This is a genomic window from Idiomarina sp. T82-3 (genome assembly GCF_001577655.1).
Lineage (GTDB): Bacteria > Pseudomonadota > Gammaproteobacteria > Enterobacterales > Alteromonadaceae > Idiomarina > Idiomarina baltica.
This window is the reverse complement of record NZ_LSBQ01000001.1, coordinates 165762-191175: the sequence shown is the minus strand read 5'-3', so window position 1 is coordinate 191175 and position 25414 is coordinate 165762. Positions and strand designations below refer to the sequence as shown.

At 49.3% G+C, this 25414-nt stretch carries 25 protein-coding genes and 1 other RNA gene; 21 read left to right on the top strand and 5 right to left on the bottom strand.

Annotation, left to right across the window (positions count from 1 at the left end):
• The first annotated feature begins 22 nt into the window (after positions 1 to 22).
• Complete coding sequence (sspA, locus tag AWU56_RS00850; RefSeq protein WP_006956788.1) at positions 23 to 646, top strand: stringent starvation protein SspA; 624 nt, start codon at positions 23 to 25, stop codon at positions 644 to 646.
• Positions 647 to 688: 42 nt separating this feature from the next.
• Complete coding sequence (locus tag AWU56_RS00845) at positions 689 to 1138, top strand: ClpXP protease specificity-enhancing factor (protein WP_286681548.1); 450 nt, start codon at positions 689 to 691, stop codon at positions 1136 to 1138.
• Positions 1139 to 1159: 21 nt separating this feature from the next.
• On the opposite strand, the gene dolP is transcribed toward AWU56_RS00845, so the two are convergent.
• From dolP to AWU56_RS00825, 4 genes are read right to left on the bottom strand one after another with little or no spacing between them, the layout of a single operon-like run.
• Entirely contained in the window at positions 1160 to 1744 is a 585-nt protein-coding gene (gene dolP / locus AWU56_RS00840; protein ID WP_006956786.1) for a division/outer membrane stress-associated lipid-binding lipoprotein, read from the bottom strand.
• A 1-nt stretch (position 1745) separates the two neighbouring features.
• On the bottom strand, positions 1746 to 2294 hold the full coding sequence (locus AWU56_RS00835; RefSeq protein ID WP_006956785.1) for an SIS domain-containing protein: 549 nt from the start codon (positions 2292 to 2294) through the stop codon (positions 1746 to 1748).
• A gap of 1 nt (position 2295) precedes the next feature.
• On the bottom strand, positions 2296 to 2646 hold the full coding sequence (locus AWU56_RS00830; RefSeq protein WP_006956784.1) for a YraN family protein: 351 nt from the start codon (positions 2644 to 2646) through the stop codon (positions 2296 to 2298).
• Complete coding sequence (locus AWU56_RS00825; RefSeq protein WP_286681504.1) at positions 2646 to 4490, bottom strand: penicillin-binding protein activator; 1845 nt, start codon at positions 4488 to 4490, stop codon at positions 2646 to 2648. The genes AWU56_RS00830 and AWU56_RS00825 overlap by 1 nt, the downstream gene beginning before the upstream one ends.
• A gap of 85 nt (positions 4491 to 4575) precedes the next feature.
• On the opposite strand from AWU56_RS00825, the gene rsmI reads away from it, so the two are divergent.
• The 18 genes from rsmI (at position 4576) to lpxC (ending at position 23877) form a co-directional block, all read left to right on the top strand.
• Positions 4576 to 5451, top strand: coding sequence for a 16S rRNA (cytidine(1402)-2'-O)-methyltransferase (gene rsmI / locus AWU56_RS00820; RefSeq protein WP_286681503.1), 876 nt, complete (start codon positions 4576 to 4578; stop codon positions 5449 to 5451).
• A gap of 45 nt (positions 5452 to 5496) precedes the next feature.
• Positions 5497 to 5852: RNase P RNA component class A (gene rnpB / locus AWU56_RS00815), an RNA gene on the top strand.
• Between the two features lie 259 nt (positions 5853 to 6111).
• Positions 6112 to 6570 (top strand): division/cell wall cluster transcriptional repressor MraZ, encoded by a 459-nt coding sequence (mraZ, locus tag AWU56_RS00810; RefSeq protein ID WP_071463071.1) that lies wholly within the window; start codon positions 6112 to 6114, stop codon positions 6568 to 6570.
• Positions 6570 to 7517: a 16S rRNA (cytosine(1402)-N(4))-methyltransferase RsmH gene (gene rsmH, locus AWU56_RS00805; protein WP_006956778.1), complete on the top strand. Its 948-nt coding sequence runs from the start codon at positions 6570 to 6572 to the stop codon at positions 7515 to 7517. Before mraZ ends, rsmH begins: the two co-directional genes overlap by 1 nt.
• Positions 7510 to 7827, top strand: coding sequence for a cell division protein FtsL (gene ftsL, locus AWU56_RS00800; protein ID WP_286681502.1), 318 nt, complete (start codon positions 7510 to 7512; stop codon positions 7825 to 7827). The genes rsmH and ftsL overlap by 8 nt, the downstream gene beginning before the upstream one ends.
• A complete protein-coding gene (locus AWU56_RS00795; protein ID WP_272977426.1) occupies positions 7818 to 9584 on the top strand; it encodes a peptidoglycan D,D-transpeptidase FtsI family protein in 1767 nt (588 codons plus the stop codon). The genes ftsL and AWU56_RS00795 overlap by 10 nt, the downstream gene beginning before the upstream one ends.
• Positions 9571 to 11028: a UDP-N-acetylmuramoyl-L-alanyl-D-glutamate--2,6-diaminopimelate ligase gene (gene murE, locus AWU56_RS00790; protein WP_286681501.1), complete on the top strand. Its 1458-nt coding sequence runs from the start codon at positions 9571 to 9573 to the stop codon at positions 11026 to 11028. Before AWU56_RS00795 ends, murE begins: the two co-directional genes overlap by 14 nt.
• Positions 11021 to 12433, top strand: coding sequence for a UDP-N-acetylmuramoyl-tripeptide--D-alanyl-D-alanine ligase (locus tag AWU56_RS00785; RefSeq protein WP_286681500.1), 1413 nt, complete (start codon positions 11021 to 11023; stop codon positions 12431 to 12433). The genes murE and AWU56_RS00785 overlap by 8 nt, the downstream gene beginning before the upstream one ends.
• Complete coding sequence (gene mraY / locus AWU56_RS00780; RefSeq protein WP_286681499.1) at positions 12427 to 13509, top strand: phospho-N-acetylmuramoyl-pentapeptide-transferase; 1083 nt, start codon at positions 12427 to 12429, stop codon at positions 13507 to 13509. The genes AWU56_RS00785 and mraY overlap by 7 nt, the downstream gene beginning before the upstream one ends.
• A 10-nt stretch (positions 13510 to 13519) precedes the next feature.
• Positions 13520 to 14887, top strand: a complete 1368-nt coding sequence (gene murD, locus AWU56_RS00775; protein ID WP_272977430.1) for a UDP-N-acetylmuramoyl-L-alanine--D-glutamate ligase — start codon at positions 13520 to 13522, stop codon at positions 14885 to 14887.
• Complete coding sequence (gene ftsW / locus AWU56_RS00770) at positions 14871 to 16097, top strand: putative lipid II flippase FtsW (RefSeq protein WP_006956771.1); 1227 nt, start codon at positions 14871 to 14873, stop codon at positions 16095 to 16097. The genes murD and ftsW overlap by 17 nt, the downstream gene beginning before the upstream one ends.
• Positions 16094 to 17233 (top strand): undecaprenyldiphospho-muramoylpentapeptide beta-N-acetylglucosaminyltransferase, encoded by a 1140-nt coding sequence (gene murG, locus AWU56_RS00765; protein ID WP_272977431.1) that lies wholly within the window; start codon positions 16094 to 16096, stop codon positions 17231 to 17233. Before ftsW ends, murG begins: the two co-directional genes overlap by 4 nt.
• The gene (gene murC, locus AWU56_RS00760) at positions 17230 to 18699 is read left to right on the top strand and encodes a UDP-N-acetylmuramate--L-alanine ligase (RefSeq protein WP_272977432.1); all 1470 of its coding nucleotides are present in this window, start codon (positions 17230 to 17232) and stop codon (positions 18697 to 18699) included. Before murG ends, murC begins: the two co-directional genes overlap by 4 nt.
• Positions 18696 to 19622, top strand: a complete 927-nt coding sequence (locus AWU56_RS00755; RefSeq protein WP_272977433.1) for a D-alanine--D-alanine ligase — start codon at positions 18696 to 18698, stop codon at positions 19620 to 19622. Before murC ends, AWU56_RS00755 begins: the two co-directional genes overlap by 4 nt.
• Positions 19623 to 20387: a cell division protein FtsQ/DivIB gene (locus AWU56_RS00750; protein WP_006956767.1), complete on the top strand. Its 765-nt coding sequence runs from the start codon at positions 19623 to 19625 to the stop codon at positions 20385 to 20387.
• Between the two features lie 6 nt (positions 20388 to 20393).
• On the top strand, positions 20394 to 21626 hold the full coding sequence (gene ftsA / locus AWU56_RS00745) for a cell division protein FtsA (RefSeq protein WP_006956766.1): 1233 nt from the start codon (positions 20394 to 20396) through the stop codon (positions 21624 to 21626).
• Between the two features lie 40 nt (positions 21627 to 21666).
• A complete protein-coding gene (ftsZ, locus tag AWU56_RS00740) occupies positions 21667 to 22860 on the top strand; it encodes a cell division protein FtsZ (protein WP_286681498.1) in 1194 nt (397 codons plus the stop codon).
• Between the two features lie 102 nt (positions 22861 to 22962).
• On the top strand, positions 22963 to 23877 hold the full coding sequence (gene lpxC / locus AWU56_RS00735; protein ID WP_006956764.1) for a UDP-3-O-acyl-N-acetylglucosamine deacetylase: 915 nt from the start codon (positions 22963 to 22965) through the stop codon (positions 23875 to 23877).
• Between the two features lie 60 nt (positions 23878 to 23937).
• On the opposite strand, the gene AWU56_RS00730 is transcribed toward lpxC, so the two are convergent.
• Positions 23938 to 24396: a DciA family protein gene (locus AWU56_RS00730; protein ID WP_286681497.1), complete on the bottom strand. Its 459-nt coding sequence runs from the start codon at positions 24394 to 24396 to the stop codon at positions 23938 to 23940.
• Positions 24397 to 24439: 43 nt separating this feature from the next.
• Here AWU56_RS00730 and AWU56_RS00725 point away from each other — a divergent pair, with 43 nt between their 5' ends.
• Positions 24440 to 25366: a M23 family metallopeptidase gene (locus tag AWU56_RS00725; protein WP_286681496.1), complete on the top strand. Its 927-nt coding sequence runs from the start codon at positions 24440 to 24442 to the stop codon at positions 25364 to 25366.
• Positions 25367 to 25414: the final 48 nt, after the last annotated feature.

Sequence of the window (25414 nt, the reverse complement as noted above, 5' to 3'; positions counted from 1 at the left end):
TTGAAATTATCTGGAGAAATACATGGCGGTTGCAGCAAATAAACGTTCAGTAATGACGTTATATTCCAGCAAGAACGATCTTAAGAGCCACCAAGTTCGCTTGGTATTAGCGGAGAAAGGTGTTGGCGTAGAAATCAGTTTTGTCAGCGGTGATGATCGCCCTGAAGACTTGATGCAGCTTAACCCTTATCCTGATGCGACACCCACTCTCGTGGACCGTGAGCTTGTTCTTTATAATGCTCACATTATTATGGAATATCTCGATGAGCGTTTTCCGCATCCACCATTGATGCCGGTTTATCCGGTCGCAAGAGGCACAAGCCGCTTGATGATGCATAGAATTGAACGCGATTGGTACGCCTTGGCAGACAAGATTATGGCCGGTGATAACCAAGCGCGCCAAGAGTTACGCGAGGGGCTGCTATCGTTAGCACCTATTTTTGCTGACACGCCTTATTTTATGAGCGAAGAGTTCAGTTTAGTCGACTGCTACTTAGCGCCGTTATTGTGGCGTTTACCAAGCTACGGTATCGAACTAACTGGACAAGGTGCGAAAGATGTAAAAGCTTATATGGGTCGTGTGTTTGAACGCAAGACGTTTCAAGAGTCACTGACTGATGTAGAGCGCGAAATAGCGCGTTTATAATTCTTTTAACCTTCAATTGGAGTGGTTATGGAATTAAGTGATATGACACCCAAGCGTCCCTACTTGATGCGGGCGCTTTATGACTGGATCGTCGATAATCAATTGACACCGCATTTGGTTGTTGACGCCACTATTGTCGGTACAAAGGTACCCCAGCAGTTTGTTCAAGATGGACAAATTGTTCTTAATATTTCACCGACAGCGGTTGTGGGCCTTCAGTTAATGGATACTGAGGTTCGCTTTAATGCTCGTTTTGGCGGTCAACCGATGGAGGTCATCGTACCGATGACTGCTGCGCTCGCGATTTATGCTCGGGAAAACGGCGCAGGTGCAATGTTTGAAGCTGAACCGCAACTTGATGCAATGCCAGAACCTGACGAGTCGAATGACGAGCCACAAGCGTCTTTTGATACGGTAGAAGGGTCAAAGTCTGGGGAAGTTACAAGCAAAAGCACCAATAAGAAGAAACCCAACCTTAAAGTAATTAAGTAGTTTGAAGAGTGAGTAGAGCGCCTATCGCGCTCTACTAAATGCTTTTACGACTTTTTGCACACCGTCGATGTTTCGGGCAATGTCTACTGCTCTATCAGCCGCTGAGTCGTCGACAATACCGAGTAGAAAAACTTCACCATTTTCAGTTACGACCTGAATGTCGGTAGCATCCACTTGGTCATCAGCAATGAGCTTCATGCGCACACGGCTCGATATCCAAGTGTCGCTTGCTTGGGTTGCAATTCCGGCTTTGCTCGCTAAGCGAATCTGGTTAAATATGCGCTCTACACCATTGGTATCCGCAATCACCTCGGCAGCGCGCTCGCGTTGCGCTTCGGTATCGACCTGTCCCACCAGCAACACTTGCTTCCCATAGCTGATGGCTCGAATGCGATAGTTCTCGAGTTGTTTGTCGTTACCGAGTTTTGCATTGGTTTTCATTTCGATCGCTTGATCGTCTAATTGAGTGCCTAGCGTGCGAGGATCAGTCGCCGATGATACCCCGACTGCCGCCGCACCCACTGCGACCACCGCGCATCCTTGCAATACCGAAATACTCAGACCGGCAACTAATAACAAGCGAACAGCGTGTTTGTGAGGAATCATGTTAATCGTGCTCCTGAGGAAAAATTGTATTTTCGACCAACTCGCTAATACATTGGCTAATCAATAATTGCTGTTCCAGTACCCGAGATTCATTGAGCGATGGAATCTGAAGCTCCAAATCACTTGCGCCTAATAGGCCGGAGACCATGTCATTTTGCTGACCTGTAATAGCAATCATGATCATGTTGCGACTAAGCGCTGTTTCCATCGTTTCAATTAGCGCAGAGTCGTCGCTCTCCCGTGTAGCGAAGACCAGCAGCAAATCGCCCGCTTGAGCTAAGGAAGCTACTTGTGCTTGCGCATAGTGATTAAGTGCAACCACCGGGAAGGCCGGGCGCTCGATTTTATAACCTATGTTCATTACTCGTGCAAAATGTTCCGCTAACATGTGGCTCGCGCCACTGCCGCACACAAATAATCGCTGTCCCGCCAATAGGCTATTGACCAGTAAATCGACGCAGTCTTCAATATGCTCAGATAAGCTCTCAATGGCAGAAATCTGTGTTTGTATACTCTCGGTAAACAGCGCCTTGATGCGTTCTTCGTTCATTCTAAAAAGCGTCCTTATACCATTCAACCGTAACTTGGCTATCATTTATCGTAATAATATCAAAGCGCATCTTTGCAAGGTACTCATTTACTGTTTGCTCAACTAAAAAGTATTGAGCTGCTCGCCGAATACGTTGACATTGGCGTGTCGTTATTTGTTCCAGTATCGATGCAAAATCGCTATTTTGGCGGCGTTTGACTTCGACAAATACCCACGTATCGCTATCACGACAAATAATATCGATCTCACCACAGGGGACTCGAAAATTATGTTGCACGATGACGAGTCCCTGTTGTCGCAAGTATCGGCTTGCTTGAGACTCGCCTTCTAATCCACGTTTTCTTGTTGACATTAGGGCTTAATGAGCTTGACCTCTGATGGCGTTAATTTAGCCCAAGTCATCTGACGGTGAATATTATTTAAGTGTATGGAAAGTCTACCGGTCATACCTGAAACGGACTTCCCACGCATCCACTGCAACGAGTCAATTTGCTCTAATACCAACATACTGTCGTGGCCCATAGCGACTAAACGAGCATCATTGAGGTCGGCGTTGCGGTGAAGTTGTAACCAGGTGTTGATAGGGAATGGGCGTTGATTCGGTACAAGGATAGGTGCCTCAGTAAAGACGATACCTCGTAAGTCATTGTCACCTTGTTGATTGGCAACACGATGGATTGCTGAATTCGCGAAAACATCGGCGGGAGGGGCAAAGGGCGACAAATTCACGTCAATAAACGGCTTTAACAGACGTGCTTGCTCAAGGTTGCCTGCAATGTAAATTGCATCCACGTCACCGCGGCTGCGCTCTTGCGCATCAACGATAATTTTACCGGCTGCTATCTTCACACCACGGATACGGTCGGCACTCGCAGCAACGCCAAGCGCATGTTCGACTGCCGATTGCATTTCCTCGGTACTTGTATACCAGCTTGGTTCAACTTCACGCTGATCAGCCGACCAGCTTTGTGTAAAGGCATTGACCATCTTGGTGCCGGCGCTACTCTTGGCAGCAAAGACAATGCTGTTTAGCTCTTTGGTATTAGCAATGTATTGTGCTGCTTGTGCCGCTTCAGTCTCGCTGTCGAGTGCGAAGGTGACATGACCACTGGGTAAAATCGTATTGTCGGGAAGTTCGGGTTGATTAAGGTAGACTTGCGTGACACCGACCATCGGTTGTTGTATCCACGCATTGACATTTTTTTTGAGTAACGGACCCACAATTGCCTGAGGGAGTTCCGATAATAAACGGTTTTGAATCGCAGTTAAGTCTTGCGCTTCGGTATCATAAAAGCGTATGTGTATATCATTAAGCTTTGCGGCGGAAGCAATGATTCCATCACGCACGGCTTCGCCCTGAAGCCGATAATTACCCGATAAAGGAAGCAATACAGCAATTTCTTTAACGTTTCTAAACTCATTATTGGCCAAAAAGTCACTCACAAATACATGCGCATAGTGCTGACTGTAGGCATTAAGCCACTGTTCAAGTGAACGCTTAAAATCAGCAGCAGACGTTGCGCCATGAGTGCCTTCAATTAAACGCCACCACCCAGCCAAACTGGTGCGTGTTGGACGCTGTGCTGGCAGTTGCTCTGACGGTACCTGGCGAGCCACCGACCACAATGATTGGATATTCATATCACGGTCGGTTTGATATGCCTCATCTAAATAACTGAGCGCCTGCCAAAACTGCTGTAGCTGCTGGTGAGCGTCCGCGATTAATAATAATGCAGTCCGCTTTAGCTGACGATCGGTAAACTGATTAAGCGTCGGTTTGAGTTGCTCTATGACAGATTGCCATTCACCGTTATGATGATACCAACGTGCTAAAGCCAGTGCATACAAACGTTTATCAGACGGGCGCATGGTTTGGGTCTCTAACTGAGACAGCAAGGCCGCGCTGCGTTGATAATCGCCTTGATTTTGATAGGCAAATGAAGCCTCGACAAGCATCATTTGTTGACTTGCTGCATTTGTTTGTTGCCGAGCTCGCTCGAGCCATTGTTCAGCGGTTAATGAGTCACTTTTATTTGCCGGGGTGATGACGGCTTGATCAGTCGATGAGCTGGGTGTTTGAGACACACGTTTTGGTGACTGCGCGCAACTCGCGAGCAAAGCAGTCAACAACGCAATAGTGATAAGTCTGACAGCATTCGCCAGCACTCGCTCTCTTGATTGAAATAATTCGTTCACTCTCACCGCCCAGCAAAATTATCACGTGTTTAAAGTTAAATGATACTATAAGTCGCTACTTGAATTACAACACAACGGAATCACCATGTCACAGCAACCAAGTGAAAAGTCATCGCAAAGCTTAGGAACGCTATATATTGTGCCAACCCCAATCGGTAACTTGGCAGATATGACCGAACGAGCGGTGACTATTTTACAGCAGGTTGACCTAATTGCTGCGGAAGACACACGCCATAGTAGACCTTTATTACAACAATACAATGTCAGTACGCAGGTGTTGTCAGTGCACGAACACAACGAGAGTAGTCGAGCGGGACAACTGATTGAAAAGCTGAAGCAAGGTTTAAATATAGCATTGATCAGTGACGCCGGCATGCCGCTCATCAGTGATCCCGGCTACCTGATTGTGCGCGAATGTCGCGCAGAACAGATACCCGTGGTTGCGTTACCAGGTGCCTGTGCGTTTGTAACAGCACTTGCCGGTTCTGGCCTCGCAACGGATAAATTTATGTTTGAGGGCTTCCTGCCTGCCAAATCTGCGGCGCGTAAAAAGGCGTTTGCAAACCTAGCCGATCAAACCCGTTCTGTTGTGTTTTATGAAAGTCCGCACCGGATTGAATCATGCCTTGAAGATCTCGCCGACATCTTGCCAACACGTGATGTGGTATTAGCCCGCGAATTATCAAAGCAATATGAAACCTATTTGAGCGGAACCGCGACTGAATTGCTTGCCCAGATGCATGAAGATAGCAACCAAAAGCGCGGTGAGATGGTATTGATGATCGGTGGCGTCGAGAAGGAAGCCGTGCAGGAAGATCAACCCAGCGCCGAGCAGCAACGCGCGGTTACCTTATTAATGCAGCACCTGCCACTGAAAAAAGCAGCCGCGGTGACAGCTGAACTTTATGGCGGCCGCAAAAATGCACTTTACCAATGGGCAATTGCTCAGTCAGACGACTAAAACATTTGTATAGCGTTGGCTAAATGCGTAGAATCGCCGCCTGAAGAAGCCTGCCAGGCAATCGCTGCTTATCGTTTTCGGTAAGGGGAGGAAAGTCCGGGCTCCATAGGGCAGAGTGCCAGGTAACGCCTGGGCAGTGAAAGCTGACGACTAGTGCAACAGAGAGCAAACCGCCGATGGCCGCTTGCGGCTCAGGTAAGGGTGAAAGGGTGCGGTAAGAGCGCACCGCGCGTCTGGTAACAGCACGCGGCACGGTAAACTCCACTCGGAGCAAGGTCAAATAGGGGTTCGTTGGCGCGGCCCGCGTTGAACCCGGGTAGACTGCTTGAGAATACGGGCAACCGTATTACTAGATGAATGATTGTCCACGACAAAACCCGGCTTATCGGCGGGCTTCTTCACCTCCTTTCTTTATCGACCGTCCAGTTATAATCTCTAATTAATTTATAATTATCATTCAGTTAACTGATCCCGTTCTTATGCTTCTCAAGATAGCTGCATTTCCTACTAGCACTCAAGCGACCCTTCGATACTAGCAAAGCCTGTGTAAAAGCGTGTTTAGCCGCGTGATAAAACTTGACAGTGGGAATCTTATCTACCTAGACTGTAACATTGTGGGGATTTGTGGATAATTGTGGATCGCAACGATCAGGTGACATCATGTTTCGTGGTGCAACAACAATAAACTTGGACAGTAAAGGACGCTTGGCTATACCCGCCAAGTATCGTCATGCGCTGTCGATCGACTGTGACGGTAAGATGGTCTGCACCATTGATATCAAACAGCCGTGCCTGTTGTTGTATCCATTACCAGAATGGCAGGTCATCGAGAAAAAATTGACACAGTTATCCAGCATGAACCCCACCGAGCGACGCTTGCAGCGGCTTTTACTGGGCCACGCTGATGATTGTGACATGGATAAAAATGGTCGCTTGCTTATTTCTTCGCCGCTGCGTTTGCATGCAGGGTTAGAGAAAAAACTGATGCTAGTTGGGCAACTGAATAAATTTGAAATTTGGTCAGAAGAGGCTTGGCAGCAACAGATTGCAGAGGATCTCAAGGTCGAGCAAGAAGGTGACTTTGAGTTAAATGAACGACTAGAAGATTTTTCACTTTAATGACTGAACAAAACGCACCGCATATTTCAGTTCTCCTCGAGGAGTCCATTCGCGCACTCGTGACGGACCCTGATGGGATCTACATAGACGCCACCTTCGGTCGTGGCGGTCACACGCGTGCGTTACTCAGCAAGTTATCCCCTAAAGGGCGTGTCATTGCCCTTGACCAAGACCCACAGGCAATAGCGTCAGCCCAGGCGCTGGCAGATGATGAGCGCTTCAGTATTATCCACACTCCCTTTAGCGATCTCGCGCACATCATTGAACAACAACAGCTTGCTCACCAAGTCACAGGTATTTTATTCGATCTTGGCGTCTCATCCCCACAACTTGATGATGCTGAGCGTGGCTTTAGTTTCATGCGCGACGGACCACTAGATATGCGTATGGATAGCAGTCGTGGCGAAACCGCCGCAGACTGGCTTAGTTATGCCGAAGAAGATGATATTACCTATGTATTGAAAACCTACGGCGAAGAGCGTTTTGCGCGCAAAATTGCGCGGGCGATTGTTCATGATCGGGAGCAAAAGCCGTTTACTCGAACTCGCCAGTTGGCTGAGTTGATTGGTCGTTTAGTACCATCTAAGGAAAAGCATAAGCATCCCGCGACACGCAGCTTTCAAGCGATTCGTATACATGTGAACCGTGAGTTGGAGCAAATCGAGGACGCACTAGAAGCTTCTTTGACTGCGTTAAAAGAGGACGGTCGCTTGGTCGTCATCAGTTTTCATAGTCTAGAAGATCGCATCGTGAAGCGCTTCATGCGTACCCATAGCCAACCCAAACAAGTTCCGCCGGGACTACCGATTACTGAGGCTGAACTGAATAAAGATCGTCGTTTAGCACTGGAAAGTAAAGCGATTAAACCCAGTGCGGCAGAACTTGAATTGAATCCACGCGCACGTAGTTCGGTGTTACGTATCGCACGGAGGCTAGCACATGGTTAAGACACGCTATCCTTCGTTGCCTATTATGCTGCTGCAAGATTTAATGCGGTTTAAGTGGGTCATTTTATTAGCGATCGCTGTGATTGGCTCGGCACTCACAGTGATATATACCGCTCACCAGAACCGGCTGTTGACCAGTGAGCGGGATGAATTACTTTCGACGCAAGATAAAATTGATCGCGAGTGGCGTCATTTAGTGCTCGAACAAACAGCACTCACAGAACATAGCCGAGTTGAACGAATCGCCCAAGAGCAACTGGGTATGATTGACGTCGATGCGAATCATGAGGTGCTAGTGCCATGGCAATAAAGCGCGCACCCAAAAAGAACCAACGTAACGTTAAGAAGCAGAATCCGGCGGGTGCTCGCTGGCGCTTCATTACAGCGTTGAGCGTGCTATTTTTCGTATTCAGCATCTTGGTTGCGCGTGCCGCCTATATTCAGGTGATCAACCCAGAACAGTACTCATTACAAGGTGATCTGCGTAGTCTGCGTTCCGATAGCTTAGGCGTACAACGAGGCATGATCGTTGACCGCAATGGCCGCGAGCTCGCGGTGAGTGTTCCGGTAGAAACGGTTTGGGCCGATCCGAAGCGTATTGCAGAAAGCGGCGCGCTTGCTGATCAGCGCCGTTGGCAAGCGCTTGCGGAAACGTTTCGGATGAATCGAGATGAACTCGTCGCAAAAGTTGATAATCCTGAGCGTCGCTTTGTCTATCTGCAAAGAAAGGTATCGCCGAGCGAGGCTGATTATGTTCGGCAGCTCAGTATTCCGGGCGTTTATTTAAAAACAGAGTCACGGCGTTACTATCCCACTGGCGAAATTAGTGCGCACTTGGTGGGCATTACTAATATCGATGGACAAGGCCAGGAAGGTCTTGAGCTACTATACGACGATCACTTGACTGGTACGCCCGGTAAGCGAGTTTATCGCAAGGACGCGCAAGGGCGGGTTATTGAGGAAATTAGTCAAACAGATGCGCAGCCACCTAAACAATTAACACTTAGCATTGACCAGCGGATCCAAGCAACTGCCTATACCGAGCTGAAAAAAGCCGTGCGCTACAATCAGGCAACTTCGGGTTCTGCTGTGGTGGTCAATGTAAAAACAGGTGAACTGTTGGCAATGGTCAATAGCCCGTCCTACAACCCGAATAATCGTGCTGATTTGCAAAGTTTTAAAATGCGAAACCGTGCGATTACCGATGCCTATGAGCCTGGCTCGACAGTAAAGCCGCTCGTTGTCCTCAGTGCGCTGGAACATGGCACTCACAAGGTGGGTGATATTATCGATACAAACCCTGGTTGGTTGCGTATCGGTGGACGCCGTGTCAGTGATCATCGTAACTTGGGCAAAATTTCTTTAACAGAAGTGCTTGAACATTCTTCTAACGTAGGCGTGACAACAATGGCGCTGGAGTTAGGTGTCGATGAGTTATTAGAGACTTACTTTGATGCGGGCTTTGGTTCTGATACGGGCGTTTCGCTATTAGGAGAAAGCTACGGTTTACTGACAACAAGACGTCGCTGGTCTGATTTTGAATTGGCGACGCTATCCTATGGTTATGGACTTTCAGTCACTACACTGCAGCTGGCAAAGGCTTACACGATGATTGCCAACGGCGGGCGAGATATGCCTCTTACGGTCTTTCGCCGTGAGTCTAAACCAGAATCAGAACAGGTCTTTAACCCCGATAACACGCGAGCAGTCATGCACATGATGGAACGTGTGGTATCTGACGGTACGGCGACTGCAGCGCAAGTCCCAGGGTATCGTATAGCGGGTAAAACCGGTACCAGCAGAAAAGCGCGCGCAACTGGCGGATACGGAGATGAGTACGTTGCGTTATTTGCGGGTATTGCGCCTGCATCCAATCCAGAAATTGTCGTCGTCGTAACGATCAACGAACCCGGTACTGACGATTACTACGGGGGCACCGCAGCTGCACCCGTGTTTTCCAGTATTGTCTCACAAACAATGCGTTTACTTAACGTGCCGCCCGACGATATGACAGTTCAACCAATGAAAGCAGCAGGCTTTATGGGAGGTGCTGATGCAACTCCGTGATTTGCTACCACCGTTGCCGATTACGTTTCCTAATGTAGCGGTCAGCGGTATAAAATTGGATAGCCGACAAGTCGCCAACGGCGACTTATTTGTCGCTGTACCGGGCTATGTGACCGATGGACGCGATTATATCAACACCGCTATCGCAGCGGGTGCTCGAGCGATTCTGGCGGAAGGCTCGAGCTTAAGATACGAAGAAAACGGCGGCGCTGTCTGTGTGTTTATGCCTGGCGTAAAGGAGCAGCTATCTGAAATCGCAGGGCGCTTTTTCAATCACCCGTCGCGTCACGCGACTTTGATTGGTGTTACGGGGACCAATGGGAAAACCTCGGTGACTCACCTAGCTGCGCAGTTGGCAGAAAAGTTAGGTTATACCGCAGCCGTCATTGGAACGACGGGCAGTGGACTTATTGGTCAACTGTTGCCGGAAAAGCACACCACACCCGATGCTGTAACTGTGCAGCAACGCTTGTCGACCTTAGTCGCAGAGGGTGCTGACTTCATCGCCATGGAGGTATCATCGCATGCGCTGGTCCAACGTCGCGTTGAAGCATTGCGCTTTGATACTGCAGTCGCGACTAACATTAGCCGCGACCATCTCGATTATCACGGCAGCATGGCACATTATGTCGATGCTAAGCGGCGCCTATTTGAAGACTTTGAGCCCAATCACCGAGTGATAAATTTAGACGATCGGTATTTGAGAGATTGGCTCGAGGGTGCCTCCAATGGGCTGTCAATTTCATTACAAGGTCATTCTCGTGCGAATATTCAGGTGAGCGACCTTGCCTTTGCTGAACACGGTACGACATTTACTTTGGCTTACGAGGGGCGCGAAGCACAATTCTCTACGCCGCTGCTAGGGCGGTTCAACGTATATAATGTTGTGAGCGCGGTGGCGATTATGCTGGCGCAGAAGCAATCGTTAACAGCCATCGCTCAACATTGTCGACACCTATCACCCGTGCCTGGCCGTATGGAAGCATTTCAGGCAGGCAGTTCACCTTTGGTGGTCGTTGATTACGCTCACACTCCCGATGCCTTACAGCAAGTACTTCAAGCGCTACGATTGCACTGTAAAGGCAAGCTATGGTGCGTATTTGGTTGCGGCGGCGATCGCGATCGCGGTAAACGTCCGCAAATGGGCCAGGTGGCTGCAGAGTTTGCCGATCGTGTTGTGGTAACGGACGACAATCCACGCACCGAGGCACCACAACAAATTATTGCCGATATCATGGCCGGCATTGCCGACAAGCGCAAGGTGCATAGTATGGAGGGGCGTCGCCAAGCCGTACTGGATACCATTGAGCGTGCGGCCCCCGATGATGTCGTTTTGCTGGCAGGCAAAGGTCATGAAGACTATCAAGTGATTGGTCATGAGCGTATTGATTACAACGAACGGCAGATTGTGCAAGACTGGATAAGTGGGGTGAACGATGATTAGTGTGTCTTTGGCGTGGGTAGCGATGGCGGTCAATGGCGAGCTACGCGGCGCGAGTAACCCACAACAGGTTATCAATAAGGTCAGCACTGATACGCGCGACGCGCTCGATTCTACACTCTTCATTGCGCTTAAAGGCGAGCAATTTGATGCGCATGACTTTATCTCGCAAGCGCTCGCGCAGGGAGCTATTGCCGTTATCACGCAACAGCCTCTTGATGAGCAGACGCCGCATATCCTCGTCGAAGATACGCGTTATGCGTTGGGTCTGCTTGGGGCGGCAGTAAAGGCTGAAGTCGCTCCTAAAACGATAGCTATCACCGGTAGTAACGGTAAAACTACAGTAAAAGAGATGCTCGCCGCTATCATTGGTCAGCGATATAACGTGCTGGCAACCGCGGGTAACTTTAATAACGATATTGGTGTACCGTTAACACTTTTACGTTTAGAAGCTCAGCATCAATATGCGGTGGTCGAGTTGGGTGCTAATCATGCCGGTGAAATCGCCTACACCACGTCATTAACCCGTCCTGACGTCGCTATTCTGAATAATGTCAGCGCGGCACATGTTGAAGGTTTCGGTTCGGTACATGGTGTTGCCAAAGCAAAAACTGAAATCTTTCAAGGCTTGCCAGAGGATGGACTCGCTATAACTCCATACGAAAGTGAGTACTTACCATGCTGGCGAAACGTCCGTGCTGGTAAGCGGTTGCAAACCTTTGGTTTAAGTGAACAGGCCGATGTAAGAGCGAGTCAGATCGAACTGAATAGTTTGGGACAGCCCACATTTAAGTTGAGCATTAACGATCAGCATTGGACGGTTTCATTACAACTGAGCGGTTTACATAACGTCAAAAACGCACTGGCTGCCAGTGCCGCAGCATTGGAAGTGGGCATGTCTGCCGAGGAAATCGCTACCGGGCTTGCCAATGTAGCACCTGTCAAAGGTCGGTTGACCCCAATGCAACTCACCGAAAATGTGACTGTTATCGACGACACGTACAATGCCAGCGTTGCCTCAACAAAGGCAGCGCTCGATCTCCTGGGTAGTTATCAAGGCACCACTATCATGGTACTCGGTGATATGGCGGAGCTAGGGGCAGAAGCACGCGCTTATCACGAAGAAGTAGGCGACCACGCGATACAAGCAGGCATCAGCAAATTCTTTACGCTTGGTGTGTTGAGTCAAAGTGCTAGCGAGGTCTTCAATGGTCGTGGAGGCAAGCATTTTTCATCGTTCGCGACACTTGTGGATGAAATTTTACAAACCATTACGCAACGATCCGTGAGTGAACACGTCACAGTGTTGGTCAAAGGCTCACGCTCTTCACACATGGAGCGTGTTGTTAACGCGTTACAAGAACACTATAAAAGCGCTCGTTTACAAGGAGATCAGCACGCATGCTAGTTTGGTTGGCTGAGTATCTTACTCAGTTCGAAAGTGGTTTTAATGTTTTTTCTTATCTCACACTAAGAGCGATTCTAAGTGTGTTGAGTGCGCTTATGTTGTCGGTCTGGTTGGGACCTTGGTTGATTCGTAGGCTCCAGCGACTGCAAATTGGTCAAACAGTGCGCGATGATGGACCTGAGAGTCATCTCAGTAAATCCGGTACGCCTACGATGGGTGGGGTACTCATTCTAGCGGCGATCGTGGCATCGTCATTGTTATGGGCCAATCTCGAAAACAAATACGTGATTGTCACACTTTTTGTCGTGGTTGGTTTTGGTGTCATTGGTTTTGTTGATGATTACCGAAAGGTCGTTCGAAAGGATCCGAAAGGTCTGATTGCCAAGTGGAAATACTTTTGGCAGTCCATTATCGCCAGTTGCGCAATCGGATTTCTTTATTGGAGTAGCCAGATTCCTGCGGAAACGGCTTTACTCGTGCCGTTTTTTAAAGAAGTGATGCCGCAACTCGGTCTGTTGTACTTATTTTTAGGGTATTTTGTCATCGTCGGCACCAGCAACGCCGTCAACCTAACCGATGGTTTGGACGGGTTAGCGATTATGCCAACCGTGATGGTAGCCGGGGCGCTAGGCATTTTTGCTTATGTGTCGGGTAACGTCAATTTCGCGGAGTATCTGCAGATCCCTTATCTGCCTTTATCCGGTGAATTGTTAGTCGTATGTGCAGCTATCGTCGGTGCCGGACTCGGCTTCCTATGGTTTAACACCTACCCAGCGATGGTGTTCATGGGTGACGTGGGATCATTAGCACTCGGCGCAACGCTGGGTGTGATTGCTATTTTAGTCAGACAAGAGCTCGTGCTTTTCATCATGGGAGGCGTATTCGTCATGGAAACGCTCTCGGTGATGCTACAAGTCGGTTCTTACAAGTTGCGGGGTAAACGCGTATTTCGTATGGCTCCTATTCACCACCACTACGAATTAAAAGGCTGGCCAGAACCACGCGTAATCGTACGTTTCTGGATTTTGTCATTGATGTTTGTACTTATTGGTCTCGCAACCTTGAAGCTGAGGTAACTCAAGAGTTATGGAAAAACGTATTCATTGGCAGCAGATAGACAGTGTCGTTGTACTGGGGTTAGGTCAGTCCGGTAGCTCCGTCGTGCGCTTCTTTGCCGGTGAAAACAGTCCCCTAAATGCAGAGTGCGATATTCGCATCTTTGATAGTCGTGAACACCCACCCGGGCTGGATGACATTGTAGACCTTGTTGGCACAGAGCATGTAACAACGGGCGGCTGGCGACTTGAAGATCTACTAGCCGCGGACCTAATTGTGGTAAGCCCTGGGCTAGACGCGCGTGATGCTGATATCCAGATGGCGCGGGATGCGGGTGTTCCTATCGTAGGCGACGTAGAGATTTTTGCGCAACTGAATCAACGTCCGGTCGTTGCAGTCACAGGTTCGAATGGTAAGTCAACGGTGACAACACTGGTTGAGCAAATGGGTCAATATCACGGCTACCGATGGGTCGCCGCTGGTAATATTGGCGTGCCGGTGCTAGACGCGTTGCAGCAAGACGCAGATGCTTACGTGTTAGAGTTGTCCAGTTTTCAACTGGAGACCACACGGAGTTTGAAATTGAACGCGGCAGCACTGCTTAATGTCAGTGCTGATCATCTTGATAGATATGACTCTGAGCAGTCTTATTTCGAAGCAAAACTGAATATTTTTAACCATGCATCGGTGAGCGTGCTTAATCGACAAGACCAACAACACTGGCCGAAGATTGTGCCAGATTCAGTTGTGACAGTGGGTGTCGATGAGAGCGTCAGTGACTATGGGCTAGTAAAAGACGACGCGGGCATCGCGATGACTCGTAACGGGAGCATTTTGGCACGAGCTGATAGATTTGCTCTAGCGGGTACGCACAATTTAGTGAACATTCAAGCGGCACTCGCACTTGCAGAAACGCTTGGTCTCAGTCCAGATAAAGGCATTGCCGCTATTGCAGACTTCACCGGCTTACCGCATCGTTGCCAAGTCGTTTACGAGGCTCAGGGTGTGCGCTGGGTAGATGACTCGAAAGCGACCAATATCGGTGCTACCGAGGCGGCGATCAATGGCCTGCGCCCGATGATTAATGGGCGGCTCATTCTTATCGCTGGCGGTGATGGTAAAGGAGCGCAGTTTACGCAACTCCTACCGGTATTGAGTCAGGTGGATGTCTTACTGACGATCGGTCGCGACGGTAAAAAAATTGCTGAATTAAGAAAAGGAGCGCGTTACTGCGAGCACTTGTCGGACGCGGTAAAAACGGCGCAGCAAATCGCTGAAGCAGAAGACTGGGTTGTTCTATCTCCAGCCTGCGCTAGTCTCGATCAGTTTAAAAATTTTGTCGAACGCGGCAAGGTTTTTCAAGAGCATATAGTGAGGTTATATGAGCGCAGCGCGTGAACAGCAGTTGCAACTCAATATAACCGAGCGCAGCAAGCACTTGGGCGTTGCTGCATGGGCTTGGTTGCGCCCTAATGCATCGCAATGCTTATATGATCGTACATTGTTCACGTTGGCAATCACGCTGTTGGTCTTTGGCTTTGTTATGGTTACCTCAGCTTCTTTGCCGACTGCCGATAAGTTAACTGGACAGCCGTTTTATTTTGCGATTCGTCATACCATTTATGTCACTGCAGGTCTGGTTGTGCTATTTGCAACGCTCGCCGTACCAACACAGTTGTGGCAAAAACACAGCGGGAAGTTGCTACTGATAGGGTTAGCATTGTTGCTGGCTGTTCTCGCGGTAGGGCACTCGGTAAATGGGGCACAGCGTTGGATAAAAATTGGACCCATTACCATTCAGGTCGCTGAGCTGGCTAAATTATTCTTTTATATTTATATGGCGAGCTATCTCGATCGTCGAGAGGTCGAGTTACGTGAGGCGACAAAAGGCTTTATAAAGCCCATGGCGCTGTTGTTTTTAGCTGCAGTGTTGTTGCTCATGCAACCGGATTTCGGCACCGTTGCGGTGTTATCAGCAACCACTATTGCAATGCTGTTTTTAGCAGGGGCTAAACTGTGGCAGTTCTTCAGTGTCTTTATCACCTGTGTGCTGGCGCTTATATTGCTGATTGTCATCGAGCCTTATCGCATGCAGCGCTTACTGACCTTTCTAGAGCCCGAAAAGGATCCGTTCGGAGCTGGTTATCAGCTTATGCAGTCTCTGATTGCATTCGGGCAGGGGCATCTATCAGGAGTGGGACTGGGAAACAGTATCCAGAAATTACAATACCTGCCAGAGGCGCACACTGACTTTATTATGTCCGTCGTAGCTGAAGAACTAGGGTTCCTGGGCGTGATGGCGGTTATCACGCTCGTGTTGATGGTTGTGGTTCGTGCACTAATTATTGGCCGTCGTTGTCTAATGGTACAAAAGCGCTACGGCGGGTACCTTGCTTATGGTATTGGTGTCTGGTTTAGCATCCAAGCCTTCGTTAATATCGGCGTGGCATCCGGTGCTTTGCCAACCAAAGGGCTGACGCTCCCATTAGTCAGTTACGGTGGTACCAGCCTCTTAGTATCCTGTATGGCTGTCGGACTGCTACTTCGAATTGATCATGAACGCCGCATGACCGGACGCAAAGTGACCCCACGCGGAGGTGCCGAATGAGTCGTATTTTAATCGCGGCAGCGGGCACCGGTGGCCACGTTTTTCCTGCGCTTGCCGTTGCTGAGCAGTTGCGCAGTGAGGGTCATCAGGTCGAGTGGGTAGGTACGGAAGAACAGCGTATCGAAGCAAAAGTTGTGCCCCAACACGGTTTTACATTGCATCGCATTTCGATGACAGGACTTCGCGGTCACGGCGTTAAGAGGCTCATTAGCATGCCGAAGACACTGTTTTCGGCTTGGCGCCAGACGCGTAAATTGTTTCATCAGCTTCAACCCGACTTAGTGCTTACATTTGGCGGTTACGTATGTGCCCCTGTCGGTTGGGTGGCGCATGGTCTTGGTGTGCCACTGATAACTCACGAGCAAAACTCAGTTCCGGGCATGACGACACTGTTACTTGCTCGATGGGCGAATACGGTATTACTGGGATTGCCATTGGATAAGTCACGCTCGAAGAGTTTGCAGTTATTAAAGCGCGATCATGTGTATCGAGTGGGTAATCCGTTGCGACAAGATATTATTAAAGCGGCGCATCAAGCAGATCGTGAACAAGCAACGGCGTCAACGAATATATTGATCGTCGGCGGCAGCTTGGGTGCGCGTGTCTTTAATCAAACGTTGCCCGAGGCACTCTTGCAAGTTGACGCGTCCTTAAATGTGACACACCAGGTAGGGGCTGGAAATGCTGCTTCGGTTGAGGCGCATTATGGTGCACTCAATAATGAACACCATACGGTTGAGGTTGTCGAGTTTATTGATGATATGGCGAGTGCTTATGCGGCTGCCGATATCATTATTAGTCGCGCTGGTGCGCTTTCGGTATCTGAGATCTGTGGCATTGGTAGAGCCGCTATATTTGTGCCGCTTCCACATGCCGTTGATGATCACCAGACCGCTAACGCCAAGGCGGTGACTGATGCGGGTGGAGCGCTTCTCATCGCGCAGGATGAGTTCACCGCTGAAAACCTTGCAAAGTCCTTGCAAAGTCTATTGCAAGCACCTTCGCAACTATGGAAAATGGCGAGCTTTTCCCGCTCGGTCGGTGAGTTGCAAGCAACAGACCATATTGTCGACCTGTGCCTTCAGGTTTTGGCGGGCGAGACCCACCCTCAACCAGCAGTAGAGAGAGCGTTATGAGCCAAACGTCACAACAACCTTTTACCATTGTTAACGTGCCTGAGATGCGTCGCGTCAAGCGTATCCACTTTATCGGTATTGGTGGCGCTGGTATGGCAGGTATCGCCGAAGTATTGCTGAATCAGGGTTATTGCGTTGTTGGCTCCGATGTTGCCGAAAATGCGAATACACAGCGCTTGGCTGCTATCGGTGCAGAGCTTTTTATCGGACACCGGGCCGTCAATGTTGAAGACGCCGATGTCGTAGTTGTAAGTAGTGCGATTAAACCGGACAATGTTGAGCTTGATGCTGCGCAACAGCAGCGTATCCCGATTGTACGCCGTGCTGAAATGCTGGCTGAATTGATGCGCTTTAGACATGGCATCGCCGTCGCTGGAACGCACGGTAAAACAACGACGACTTCGTTAGTTGCCAGTGTATTCGCGCAAGCCGAGCGTGATCCGACTTTCGTTATCGGTGGCTTACTTAACTCGGCGGGAAGTAATGCTCGCTTGGGTTCGAGCAAATACCTGATTGCCGAAGCAGATGAAAGTGACGCCTCGTTTTTGCACCTGCAACCGATGGTGGCGGTGGTCACCAATATCGAAGCTGATCACATGGATACATACGGTGGGGACTTTAGCCGTTTACTCGATACTTATGTCGATTTTCTGCACAATTTGCCGTTTTATGGCTTAGCAGTCATGTGTATCGATGACCCTGCGGTACGTGAGTTGATTCCCCGCGTCGGTCGCCAAGCGATCACCTATGGTTTTAGCGAGGACGCTGATGTGCGAGCAGTGGACTACCATCAGCATCAAGGACAAAGTCATTTTAAAGTTCTACGCGATGGACATGCGCCATTAAATGTCTCACTGAATCTGCCTGGACGCCACAATGTTCTCAATGCATTAGCGGCTGTTGCGGTCGCTTCGGATGAGGGGATTGAAGATGATGCCATCCAGCGCGCATTAAATAAATTTGAGGGAATCGGACGAAGGTTCGAATACCATGGTGAGTGTCGAGTTTCCGGTTGGTCAACCGAGACACCGGATGGTGTGATGGTGGTCGATGATTATGGTCACCACCCGTCCGAGGTTGATGCGACTATTAAAGCGGCGCGTCAAGGCTGGCCTGATAAACGTCTGGTCATGGCTTTTCAGCCACATCGATATTCGCGTACGCGAGACCTGTATGAAGATTTTGTCAACGTACTATCGCAGGTTGATACGTTATTACTACTTGAAGTTTATGGCGCCGGAGAAACTCCTATTTCAGGTGCTGACAGCCGTTCGCTCTGTCGCTCTATTCGTCAGCGCGGTCAGCTCGATCCAATCTATGTTTCTGACACGGATGCATTGCTGGAAATTATTGGCGATGTTTTACAACCGGGAGACCTTCTCCTGACTCAAGGCGCAGGTAACGTTGGGCAGTTAGCTAAACGACTGACAAGCGAAGTATTTGATTGTCGAAAGGAGGCTCTATGAAGTCTTCCGACTTTGGTAAGGTAGCTGTGCTGATGGGCGGAAACTCTGCGGAACGAGAAGTTTCGTTGAAATCGGGTCATGCGGTACTGAATGCGTTAATTGCCCAGCAAATTGATGCGTTCGCCTTCGATCCGGCGGAGCGTCCAATTACTGATTTATTGAGTCTTGGTGTCGACCGTGCATTTATCGTTTTACACGGTCGTGGAGGCGAGGATGGCGCAATGCAAGGCGCGCTGCAATCGTTAAACGTACCTTATACCGGTAGCGCCGTTTTAGGTTGCGCATTGGCGATGGATAAAGTGCGTACAAAGCAAATCTGGCAGAGTTTGCACTTGCCTGTTGCTCCGTCAATCGTCATTCGCGTCGGCAGTGCCCAGTGGGATGCAGCACAAATATTGAAACAGCTGGGTGATAAGGTCATCGTCAAGCCTGCCTTAGAAGGCTCATCAATTGGTATGAGCGTTGCGTCCGAAGCCGGCGAGTTAGATGCGGCGATAAGAGAAGCATTGCGCTACCAGAGCGACGTACTGGTCGAACGTTGGATCAACGGGAAAGAATACACCGTAGCACTGTTAAATGATGAGGCATTACCCGTCATACGGTTACAAACGCCGCATCAGTTTTATGATTTTTCTGCCAAATATCAGGCAAACGATACCCAGTATCACTGCCCGGCCGGATTATCTGACGAAGATGAGGGGTATCTGCGTCACTTAGCTGTGTTGGCATTTTCAGCCATCGATGGTCGCGGTTGGGGACGCATTGATGCCATGCGTGATGACGAAGGTCAGTGGTTTTTACTAGAAGCCAATGCAGTTCCAGGAATGACCGAGAAAAGTTTAGTACCTATGGCTGCAAAACAATATGGTCTGTCATTTGAACAGTTAGTCTGGAATATTTTGGCACAGACACTGGAGCAGTAAATGAGCCAACATGCCAAGCTACCCCCGCTAACGCAGTGGAACTTTTGGCTCGGGGTGGTGATTTGTGTGGTGACCATAGGGGGCTTTGTATTTGGCACCTGGTATTTGATGGATGTGCTAGAAGATGAGCAACAAGTACCGTTAGCGCGATTCAACGTACAAGGTCAATTGCAGCAAACGGACGTGGCGGCCATTAGAGAAGCTATATTAGCGCAGCCGCTAGGCAGTTTTTTTACGGCCGATGTGGACCAAATTAGAGCGCGCATTGAGGCGTTACCGTGGGTTAAGCAAGCCTCACTGCGCAAAGTGTGGCCCGATCGATTATCGGTCCATGTGACGGAGCAGACGCCGATCGCTCATTGGAATGGCGACCGGTTATTGAATGCAGAAGGGGATGTATTTAGTGCTGAGCTCGATACCCGCAAGCTACCACAAGCGCTGCCTCAATTGTTTGGGCCAGAGCGCGAGGTAGAGCAAACGCTTACGGCGTATCGTGATTTACAAGGGCTACTGTCGTTAAATGGTCTAAGCATCTCAGCATTACGACTAACGGATAGATTTTCTGTCAATGTCGTATTGACGTCGGGTATCGAGTTAAAACTAGGACGCGAAGCGACGGCAGAACGGATAAAGCGCTTTATTGATTTATTACCGAAGATTAAGTCGCATCCGAACAATGAAAAGCAACGCATAGAAGCCGTTGATTTACGGTATGATACAGGGGTTGCCGTGAGTTGGCAGCCAAAGGAAGCAGAAGAGAGTTAAACAACTATGTCGAAGACCACTGAACGACAAATGGTCGTTGGATTAGATATCGGAACTAGCAAGGTCACTGCCTTGGTAGGAGAGTTGTTGCCTGATGATGATATCAGTGTCATTGGCGTAGGCGTAACAACAGCGCGCGGTATGGATAAGGGTGGCGTTAACGATCTTAATTTGGTTGTGCAGTCGATTCAGCGTGCAGTGGATGAAGCTGAGTTGATGGCTGACTGTCGAATTGCTTCGGTATACCTTAATATTTCGGGTCGTCATATTTCATGCCAGAACGAAAGCGGTATGGTGCCGGTTAATGAGGCAGAAGTAACACAAGATGATGTGGACAATGTTATTCACGCGGCACAATCCGTACCGATTGCGAAAGAACGTCGAATACTACACGTGCTACCACAGGAGTACGTGATCGATTCGCAAGAGAGTATTCGTAGCCCCATCGGCATGTCGGGCGTTCGCATGGAATCAAAGGTTCATATCATCACCTGTGCCAATGATATGGCAAAGAATATCACTAAAGCGGTTGAACGCTGTGGCTTGCAGGTTGATAAGCTGATTTTTTCAGCGTTAGCGTCCAGCATTTCCGTGCTGACCGATGACGAAAAGGATCTGGGTGTCGCCTTAGTTGATATGGGCGGTGGTACCATTGACATTTGTATTTATGCTGGCGGTGTACTGCGTCATACCGCAGTCATTCCGGCGGCGGGCAACCAAGTAACGAGTGATATCGCGAAGATATTCCGTACGCCGACTAATCATGCCGAGCAAATAAAAACCGAGCACGCCTGTGCATTGCGCGGGTTGGTCAGTATGGAAGATACCATCGAAGTCCCCTCTGTCGGCGGGCGACCCGCTCGGATGATGTCTCGTCACACGTTGGCAGAGGTGGTCGAGCCGCGTTACCAAGAGTTGTTCGAGTTAGTTCGCGAAGAGATAGTGCAGAGTGGCCTGGATGAGCAAGTGGCCGCCGGCGTTGTGCTAACGGGCGGCAGTGCAAAGATGCAGGGTTGTATTGAGTTCGCAGAAGAGATTTTTCAGATGCCAGTGCGCATAGGTAAACCGCTCCATATAAAAGGTTTAAAAGATTACGTAGAGGATCCGGTTTATGCGACCGCTGTTGGACTGTTAAAGTACGGTCAAGAAGACGCGACGGCATCGCAACAAGAAAGCAGTAAAACTGACGTGATCGGTATGTGGCAAAAGCTGCAAAACTGGTTTAAAGGTGAGTTTTAATCGCTGGGGTAGCAAGTAAAAGCAGGTAGGGAGAAGAAAAATGTTTGAACTGATGGATAATTACGAAAGTGAAGCCGTCATCAAGGTTATTGGTGTCGGCGGTGGTGGCGGTAACGCCGTCCAGCATATGGTTAAAGAGTCAATCGAAGGTGTGCAGTTCATCGCTGCAAACACCGATGCGCAAGCACTCCGAAACCATAGTGCCGATGTTACTATTCAGCTCGGCTCTGATATTACTAAGGGCTTGGGTGCAGGCGCGAATCCAGAAGTCGGGCGCCAGTCGGCGGAAGAAGACCGCGATAACATTCGTGCGCAACTTGAAGGCGCCGACATGGTCTTTATCGCTGCGGGCATGGGCGGCGGCACCGGTACGGGTGCGGCACCGGTGGTCGCTGAGGTAGCGAAGGAACTGGGCATTTTAACCGTGGCTGTGGTGACCAAGCCGTTCCCGTTCGAGGGTAAGAAGCGTATGGCGGTAGCCGAAGAGGGTATCAACGCCTTGGCACAGAGTGTCGATTCATTGATTACCATTCCTAACGAAAAGCTATTAAAAGTGATGGGGCGTGGTACCACCTTACTCGATGCGTTTAGCGCGGCTAACAATGTACTGCTAGGTGCCGTACAAGGTATTGCCGAACTCATTACTCGTCCGGGTCTGATTAACGTCGACTTTGCCGATGTGCGGGCGGTCATGAAAGAAATGGGTACGGCTATGATGGGCACAGGCGTAGCCAGTGGCGAAGACCGAGCGCAAGAAGCCGCTGAAATGGCTATCAATAGTCCATTGCTAGAAGATATCGACCTTTCCGGTGCGCGTGGCGTTCTCGTCAACGTGACTGCGGGCATGGATATGAGTATCGATGAGTTTGAAACGGTTGGTAATACCGTCAAGGCGTTTGCTTCTGATAATGCAACCGTCATTGTGGGAACCGTTATCGATACTGAGATGTCTGATGAATTACGTGTCACTGTTGTTGCGACCGGTATTGGTGCAGAGCGCAAGCCAGATATCTCCTTGGTCAATAACGCAGCACAAGCACCTAAGCGCGAACCGGCAGCAACTTATCGACGCGATTTAGATCGTAGCTCGGCAGCACCGCACTACGACGAGGAGCAAGAGCCAGCAGCTGAACACAAAGCAGAGCCAGCGCGCAAGCCAGCACCTAAGCAAAGCGCAGAAAAAGAGCTCGACTATTTGGATATCCCAGCGTTTTTGCGGAAGCAAGTGGATTAATGCGTAAAAATTAAGCAAAATTTGCGTCATACATGACATTTATCGTATAATGTCAGACCGCGTTTCGCGCAGCAGATTTGATTGGATAGGTGAATTCGATTAATGATTACACAACGTACACTTAAAAAAGCGATTTCAACCACAGGTGTGGGTCTACACCGCGGCAACAAAGTGAACTTAACTTTGCGCCCCGCGCCGGCCAACACAGGGTTGATATTCCGCCGTGTCGATTTAGACCCGGTGGTGGACATCCCAGCTCGCGCTGATTGGGTACGAGATACCCAGTTGTGTACGTGTTTAATCAACGAAGACAACGTTCGAGTGTCGACGGTTGAGCACTTGCTCGCCGCATTAGCGGGCGTTGGCATCGACAACTTGATTATCGAAGTTGATTCGCACGAGATCCCGATTATGGACGGAAGCTCTCACCCCTTTGTGTACCTGCTACAAAGCGCGGGCATTGAAGAGCAAGCGAGTGCGAAGAAATTTATTCGAATCAAACAGCCTATTCGTGTCGAAGACGATGGAAAGTGGGCGGAACTGCTACCCCATGATGGTTTCCGCATCGACTTTGCTATCGATTTCGACCACCCTGCGATCTCTGAAACCGGTCAGACGGTCTCGATGGATTTCAGTAGTTCGGCGTTTATCAAGGAAATAAGTCGTGCGCGTACGTTCGGCTTTATGAAAGACATCGAATACTTGCGTGCAAACAACCTGGCTTTAGGTGGAAGTTTTGATAACGCAGTGGTGTTAGACGAGTTTAGAGTCCTGAATACAGATGGTCTGCGTTACGACGATGAGTTCGTTAAACATAAAATGTTAGACGCGATTGGTGATTTGTACATGGGTGGCCATAGTATTTTAGGTCACTTGAGAGCTTATAAATCAGGCCATGCGTTAAATAATCAGTTACTACAAGCGTTGCTAGCACAGCAGTCAGCTTGGGAGTTCGTGACATTTGAAGATAAAGCGTCTGAAGCACCCATTAAATATTGGTCACCTTCACTCGCTTGATGTCGAAACATAGCCTGTGCGTATTTGAAAAGGTGCTTAGTGAAAACTATGCACCTTTTTTTATTCGTCTGGCGTTAATTTAGTGCTGTTAGCAATTTGTTCTGCGAGCTTAAGCAGCTGAGTCTTAAGGGGTTCACTGCTTTCCTCAGCGAGCCTTAACAAGCGCTGCTGGCGGCTCATTTCGGGCGAGGTTGGGTCACGCCCCTGAGAGCGGTTGGTAGGATCAATATCGACGCTAAGTGAGTGAACGCTGGTGCCCGTCTCGCAAAAAGTCTTGATTAACCGGGGCGCTAATGCTCGCAACTGAGTCCCTGCTGATGCAGAGCGCGTGCGTACGATAATCTTGCCGTCGCGAATATTAAGCAAATCGCATTCAGCGGCAAGGTTTGCGGGTAGGCTACGTGCAAAGAGTAGTTGCCAATCACGGAGTTGAACGGCAAACTGTGCGTATTGGCTCAACGTGTTATGATCGCGTTGATTATCTAGCCACTGTTTGGTGGTCTTAGGTTTAGAGTTCATGTGCGCTTAGTCGTTGCTGTAAACCCATAATAAGAGAGTACTAATGAGTTTATCAGTCTTTTATAAAGGCTCCAAAATTCGTTTTAGTTTCCGGCTATCGCGGCGTCGATTTTTTTCTTATATCGGCTTAGCTGCGTTAGTGGGTGTCGCTTATTTCAAGCCTTGGAGTTATCAAGGTGTCGATCCGCGTGTGGCACAAGAGAAAATTAGCGAAGAGCAAAAAAACTTGGCGTTACAATCTAAGGCGGTCGCCGATCTGTATAGCGAGACTGAGAAACGTCTCGGCGCGATGACCGTTTATTTGGGCGAGTTGAGAGCGCACATGCGTCGTTTAGACGCGCTTGGTGAAAGGCTCGCGCAAAAGGCGAACCTAAATAACGGTGAGTTCAGTTTTGAATCCGGCATTCCTTTAGGGGGGCCAGAAACTGAAGCGGTCGCGTTGCCCAAATCAAATAGCACAGAAGTTTTAACTGATATTGAGCACATGCTGTCAAAAATTGCTGACAAGCAAAAACAACTCTCGTTACTTGAATCTGTGATGATGAATCACAATGTTAATAGTGAAAGCTTCATTGCAGGTAGTCCTATCAGTAGTGGTTGGCTCTCATCGCAGTATGGTGTGCGTAAGGATCCGTTTAATGGCAAACCCGCGATGCACAAAGGTCTAGACTTTGCCAGTTATGACGAGGATGTAAAAGTCATCGCCACAGGTGCAGGCGTGGTGACTTGGGCCGGTGAACGTTGGGGCTATGGAAACTTAGTCGAAATTGACCACGGGGGTGGTTTGAAGACGCGCTATGGTCATAATGAGACGATCAATGTGCAGGTTGGAGATGTGGTCACCCGTGGACAAGTCATTGCCGAGATGGGTAACACAGGTCGTTCGACCGGACCTCACGTCCATTATGAAGTGCTCCGTAATGGAAAGCAGATAGACCCGAATCGTTTCGTATATCGTTCAGCGGATTAACGGTTCAGTTTGAATCATTAGATGCGGTGGCCTGCAGCTGCCGAATTT